Genomic DNA, 2,312 nt, shown 5'->3' with positions numbered 1-2,312 from the left:
TCTTTGCTGCACTTCGGTGTATTGAAATGGGAAAGAAACCAATTGTCATTGAAAGAGGCAAAGACGTTCGGGCACGCCGTCGTGATTTAAAAAAGCTAAACATTGAACATGTAGTCAATGAAGATTCCAATTATTGTTTTGGAGAAGGGGGTGCCGGCACCTATTCTGACGGAAAGCTCTATACACGAAGTAAAAAGAGGGGTGATGTACAACGCATACTGGAGTTGTTGGTAGCCTTTGGAGCAACCAAACAAATTTTAGTGGATGCCCATCCACATATTGGAACCAACAAACTTCCGGGGATTATTCAGGAAATAACAGCAACTATTGAAACTTTTGGAGGTGAGGTTCACTTTAACAGTCGGGTGGTGGATATTTTGCTAACAAACGCTGCTGTTGAAGGTGTTTTGCTTCAAAATGGGAATCGATTGGAAACGAAAAAGCTCATTCTGGCAACCGGTCATTCTGCTCGTGATATGTTTGAGTTGTTGCATCGTAAAGGTATTGCCATTGAAGCCAAGCCTTTTGCTTTAGGTGTGCGAGTTGAACATCCACAAGAGCTGATAGACAGCATACAGTATAAATGTGACTATCGTGGTGCGTTTTTACCACCGGCCCCGTATAGTATCGTAAGGCAAGTGGATGGGAGAGGGGTCTATTCATTTTGTATGTGTCCTGGTGGAATTATAGCACCTTGTGCCACTTCACCCGGAGAGGTGGTTACCAATGGTTGGTCACCCAGTAAACGCGATCAGGCTACGGCCAATTCAGGGATTGTAGTAGAAGTGGGACCTAAAGACTTTAAAACATTTGGTGATTCGCCTTTGGCCGCCATGTATTTTCAGCAGCAGGTTGAACAAAAAGCCTGGTTGGAGGGAGGCAAGACACAAACCGCTCCCGCACAACGGATGGTGGATTTTAGTGAGGGTAAATTATCAAACGATTTGCCTGTAACTTCCTATAAACCCGGAGTGAATTCTGTGGAATTGGGAAGTGTTTTACCCCAGTTTATTTATTCCCGACTTCAAAAAGGGTTTGTGGAATTCAATAAGAGCATGAAAGGCTATTTTACCAATGAGGCTGTGGTACACGCCACTGAGTCGCGCACTTCTTCACCGGTGCGAATTCCCAGAAACCCACTTACTTTAGAACACATTCAAATCAAAGGATTGTATCCCTGTGGGGAGGGCGCAGGTTATGCGGGAGGAATTGTTTCGGCAGCCATTGATGGGGAGAAGTGCGCTGAAATGGCAACTAAGTAATTATCAAAAATTTAAATCAAGATTTCACTTCCTCACGTCCATCAGCGTGAACAGCAAAACGTCCTTTGTTAGCAGCGTGTACATTTTCATAGCTCTCCCAGGGCCACCCCCCAAACTGATCTTTTTGATACTGAGAAATTGCTTCCTGAATTCCCTGATGAGAATTGGCTACAAAAGGTCCTTGTTGCACTACCGGTTCTCCAATGGGTTTGCCTTGAAGGAATAATAACTCAGCAGGAGTATCACCATTTTTAATTGTGATAGATTCAGTTGGAATTAAATCCAAAGAATGTTCTTTTGGAATAGTGAACCCTTCTGTTTCAATCTCATTTCCGTTGTAAAAGAAAAGTGTTCTGTTAGTTCCATCAGAAGCTGTAGGGATTTCCAATTTGGCACCGGCTTCCATTTTAATGGTCCAAATAGCAACTTCATTTATGTCTTCTGCCGCCCATGAATTGGGAGTTGGTGCTGCTGCTTTTGTGCCTTTGTAAGAACCGGCCACAATTTTCAATTGAACCCCCTTTTCATTAACAACGGGAATTTCTTCATTCCATAGCATTCTGAAATAGGGGTCTACTCCCTTACTTTTCTTAGGGAGATTAAGCCATAGCTGAAATAACAAAAAGGGATTTTCTTTTTCTTGGTTCAATAATGGAAACATCTCACAATGCATCACTCCTTTACCGGCGGTCATCCATTGCACATCGCCGTTTCCAAAACGCCCTGCGGCACCCAGCGAATCGCTGTGATCTGCAAAACCTTGTTCAACCAAAGTTACTGTTTCAAAGCCACTATGAGGGTGAGCCGGAAAACCGGGCACTCGTTGTCCGTGATACATGCGCCAACCGTTTTTTAAAGTAAAATCCTGACCAATGGGTCTGCCCTGAAGCAGTTCAGGGTCAGGACCTAAATGCTCATTGCCTTTGGGAAATTGATCTTTGTGGTAAGCACAAAATAAAAAAGGGTCTTGTGTTTCCCAGTGAAATCCGAGTTGTTTAACTTTTTTTATTGCTGTCATGGTTTAAAGTCTGTTTAAAGGTAAAATTACAA

2 protein-coding genes are annotated in these 2,312 nt (G+C 43.2%); one reads left to right on the top strand and one right to left on the bottom strand.

Annotated features, from left to right (window positions below; translation table 11 throughout):
• Positions 1 to 1,262 (top strand): FAD-dependent protein (locus AACY61_RS12610; protein ID WP_339611933.1); only part of this gene is annotated, 1,262 nt, incomplete at its 5' end.
• Between the two features lie 16 nt (positions 1,263 to 1,278).
• Here the strand turns inward: AACY61_RS12610 and AACY61_RS12605 are convergent.
• The gene (locus AACY61_RS12605) at positions 1,279 to 2,280 is read right to left on the bottom strand and encodes a pirin family protein (protein ID WP_339611932.1); all 1,002 of its coding nucleotides are present in this window, start codon (positions 2,278 to 2,280) and stop codon (positions 1,279 to 1,281) included.
• Between the last annotated feature and the right edge of the window lie 32 nt (positions 2,281 to 2,312).

It is taken from the genome of uncultured Planktosalinus sp. (genome assembly GCF_963973675.1).
Taxonomy (GTDB): domain Bacteria; phylum Bacteroidota; class Bacteroidia; order Flavobacteriales; family Flavobacteriaceae; genus Planktosalinus.
This window is presented reverse-complemented; position numbering and strand designations above follow the sequence as displayed.